At 37.4% G+C, this 3635-nt stretch carries 3 protein-coding genes and 2 pseudogenes; 2 read left to right on the forward strand and 3 right to left on the reverse strand.

Annotation, left to right across the window (positions count from 1 at the left end):
- From ACKPEB_RS02690 to ACKPEB_RS02700, 3 genes and pseudogenes are all read right to left on the reverse strand, one after another.
- Positions 1–459 (reverse strand): annotated as a pseudogene (locus ACKPEB_RS02690) (cupin-like domain-containing protein); the annotation flags it as partial.
- A gap of 89 nt (positions 460–548) precedes the next feature.
- Positions 549–995 (reverse strand): hypothetical protein, encoded by a 447-nt coding sequence (locus ACKPEB_RS02695; RefSeq protein ID WP_408963246.1) that lies wholly within the window; start codon positions 993–995, stop codon positions 549–551.
- Between the two features lie 14 nt (positions 996–1009).
- On the reverse strand, positions 1010–1876 hold the full coding sequence (locus ACKPEB_RS02700; protein ID WP_408963247.1) for a sugar kinase: 867 nt from the start codon (positions 1874–1876) through the stop codon (positions 1010–1012).
- A gap of 227 nt (positions 1877–2103) precedes the next feature.
- Between ACKPEB_RS02700 and rsmI the strand changes: the two genes are divergently transcribed.
- Positions 2104–2949 (forward strand): 16S rRNA (cytidine(1402)-2'-O)-methyltransferase, encoded by an 846-nt coding sequence (gene rsmI / locus ACKPEB_RS02705; protein ID WP_408963248.1) that lies wholly within the window; start codon positions 2104–2106, stop codon positions 2947–2949.
- A gap of 74 nt (positions 2950–3023) precedes the next feature.
- Positions 3024–3635, forward strand: a pseudogene (locus ACKPEB_RS02710) (hypothetical protein); the annotation flags it as partial.

A 3635-nucleotide genomic window follows, 5' to 3' on the forward strand; every position in this document is an offset into this window, starting at 1 on the left:
TTTATTTTGACTATAATAGTGTTCTAAAAATTCATCTTTGGATAAAAAAGGAATGCGAGGAATGGTATAATAATTCGGGTTTAACGTTGCCAGTTGATTTTGAATTTGTAAAAGCGATTCTAATTTTTGTAACTTTTGTAAGATTTCTTGTCCTGCTTGGAAATAAGGTTGATTACTAATGCCTGTTACTTCTTCCATGGCAAGCTTAACATCTATGCCATGTTTTACCATACATTGAATTAACGCTTCATCGGATTGATTGATAAATTTATTAGCAGCAACCCATTTTTTCCATCCATCAGGAAGTTGAGGCGGTTGAGGAAGTTGAGGCGGTTGAGGCGCTTGGGAAGACTCATTTAGAGGGGATGGAGGCAACCATTGTAAACTCACTTGTTGCCCATCATTTAAGGTAATTTGTAGAGGAGGGAGGGTGATTTTTAACGATTGAGTCTCAGCCATATTCAGAATAATAAATATTTTTAATAAAAATTGTTATTCTAATTATATCCTAATCATTTCCTATTGTCTACAATTTTATTTTTTGCAGATCAAGATTCAGGGAAATTCAGATCAGAGAAAAGGATGAACCAATAACGGTAACAACTCCATAGAAATGCAGTTCCTAATGCTAAATCAACTAATCTCTGTAAGGGTAGAGTGAAACCGATTAGGGGGAACATTGTTCCTAAACCGATCAAAACGATTAATAAAATTAAAGGTTTTACCCCTAGTATTTGCCAAAAGTTAATCTTATGATTGATGTCTGTTTTTACTAAACTCTGTTGAATCACAGTCTGAGCAACTAAATCTAATATCCATCCGGTTATTAATCCAATGCAAACAGAAACCATTGCCCATAAAAAATGCCATTCATCTAAATAAATTAAATAAGGTAAATGGAACCAATCAGTTAACCCTAGTCCAAAAAAGGTTAAGCCTAATATCGTCCAAAATACAGCAATCAGTTGTAAATTTTGTTTAGTTGTTAGCATCATAAAAATCTGAAAAGTTAATAGTTTAAAGATTGAATCCATTGGCGAGTCCCAAAAGAAAGGCAAGATTTAGCTGCAATTTGGGCGGATTCAGCTAAGGCGGTCGTAAAGTTTTGGGATAAGATAAAATGGCAAAATGCGCCATGCAAAATATCTCCGGCTCCTAATGTATCAATGGCTTGAATCTGGGGAATGGGTATATTGCCACTGCCTTCTTTAAGACTAGCATATTGAATGGGTTTTTCGCCTTTTGTAATAGCAATATTAGGAATATTTAGGGATTGAAGATAAGTAAAGACATCTTCAGAGTTTTGACAGTTAGGGGGGTAAAAGTTATCCGAACAAATAACAGAATTAATATCAGGTAAAATCTGTTCTAATCCCGGTTTCCAACTTCCAGCATCTAAGACAATAGGAATTTGTTTGATTTTAGCTTGTTGAATAATTTCCTGACTGATAGGGATTTGATGACCATCGATTAAAATAATATCAATATTATCTAAAGATTCAAGTAAATTTAAACGGTTTGAAACTTGAGATTTGGTTGCATTAATGGAAATAACTGTGCGTTCTCCAGTGTTGGGAGTCACCAGAATTGAGGAGACCGGAGGAGCTTCTAAACGATTTGGATCTAAGTCTATAATATTAATTTGATAATTCTCTAAATCTGAGCGAATGAGTTGGGTTAAAGGATGAATTCCTAAGACACCAGATAAACTGGATTGATTTCCCAAACAATTAAATGTAACGGCGGCGTTTGTCGCTGGCCCTCCAGCAGAAACAAGATAATCAGAAGCTACAATTTTTTGATTTTTCTTCGGATATTCGTGAACCGAATAAATAAAATCTAGTGTGATTAATCCAATAAATAAGCCTTGTGCCATAAGATCAAAAAATGTTGATATTAAGGGATAATGAATTAGAAGGGTTTCCCTGTCACCGCAGGACTTTCAACACAACGGGTTGTTGATCACTCAGTCAATACCCGCGATACACTAAGTAGGTAGGGCTTCGATCAAGTTCCGATCCCTTCCTCTAAGATAGCTAAAATCCTCCTTCTAAGAATGTGTTTGATATCACATTTATTTTTGCATATTGCTGTTAATTAATCATGAATATTCAAGCTGGAACTCTTTATATTGTCGGTACTCCCATTGGCAACCTCGAAGATATAACCTTACGGGCGATCAAAGTTTTACATAATGTGAATTGGATTGCCGCCGAAGATACCCGTCATACAGCCAAACTCTTAAACCATTTTGACATTAAAACGCCCCAACTGAGTTACTATGAACATAATCAACAGCGTCGGATTCCTAGTTTGGTTGAATCTCTGCGCCTGGGAAATGCGATCGCTTTAGTTACGGATGCCGGAATGCCAGGGATTTCTGACCCTGGATATGAATTAGTAAAAGCGTGTTTAGAGGCGGAAATTCCCGTTATTCCGATTCCGGGGGTGAGTGCTAGTTTAACCGCTTTAAGTGTTGCGGGATTGCCAACGGATCGATTTGTTTTTGAAGGATTTTTACCCACAAAAAACAAAGAACGTCAACAGCGTTTAACTTTATTAAAAACAGAATCTCGAACTATCATTTTATATGAAGCCCCCCATCGTCTTCTGGAAACATTACAAGATTTAGAGCAAAATTTAGACTCAAAACGGTCAATTGTAATTGCACGAGAATTAACCAAACTCCATGAAGAATTCTGGCGAGGAACCTTAGTAGAAGCCGTACAATACTATCAAGAACACAACCCCAAAGGGGAACTCACCTTGGTGATTGCAGGCGCCAGCGAGTCCCCAACTCCTCTGACGGAAGAGCAACTGAAAGCTGAACTCGAACGCCTTCTCCAGCAGGGGATTTCCCGTTCAGAAGCCAGTCGTCAACTCGCCGCAGCCACCAGTCTTCCCCGTCGCCAAATCTATCAACTCGCTTTAACATTACCCGATAGATAATTAAACAACTCGGTATCTGTCAACGATTAACAAACAACTGCTATCCTATATTTTATTTTCCTATTTTCTTGGATATGGCTTATATTACAAAACGCCGTCGGTCTGTTCGACGTTCTTCGGTTCGAGGTTATCCTTTCAGGCATAACGTTAGAATTAAACCTGATTCATTAGTTCGATTAAAATATTCTCGAATTCTATTTTTAATGGCTTTATTCTTAACTGTAATTTGGACAGTTGGAACCATTTTTAAACTGATCTTTCCACCTGCAAAACCGCAATCTCAAACCCAAAATATTACGGTTTCTGCCTCAGCTTCCCAGGATGATAAAACAGTCGTTTATAACGTTAAAAATCCGCCGAATTTAACTCCCAGTAAAGACTTACAAACCCTGGTTGATCGAGCGGTTGAAATTGCTAAAATCCAAGGATTACCTACCGAATCTTTATCGATTAGTTTAATTGATGTCAGTAACCCTAAAACTCATCGGATTGCCGGATATAATAATACAATTCTCAGATTTCCCGCCAGTGTTGCCAAATTATATTGGATGGTGGCATTTTTCGGCTATGCAGAAAAAGGATATATTCCCAAAGAATCTCCTTTTTATACGGATTTATCCCAGATGATGCGAATTTCAGATAATGATTCTGCCAGTCGCATTGTTGATGCGATTACACAAACTGAA

It is taken from the genome of Planktothrix sp., from assembly GCF_046067725.1.
Taxonomy (GTDB): domain Bacteria; phylum Cyanobacteriota; class Cyanobacteriia; order Cyanobacteriales; family Microcoleaceae; genus Planktothrix.

Bases quoted from the DNA above. Each gene is read 5' to 3' on its own strand.
- rsmI (WP_408963248.1), top strand. From the start codon at position 2,104: ATGAATATTCAAGCTGGAACTCTTTATATTGTCGGTACTCCCATTGGC.
- ACKPEB_RS02695 (WP_408963246.1), bottom strand. From the start codon at position 995: ATGATGCTAACAACTAAACAAAATTTACAACTGATTGCTGTATTTTGG.
- ACKPEB_RS02700 (WP_408963247.1), bottom strand. From the start codon at position 1,876: ATGGCACAAGGCTTATTTATTGGATTAATCACACTAGATTTTATTTAT.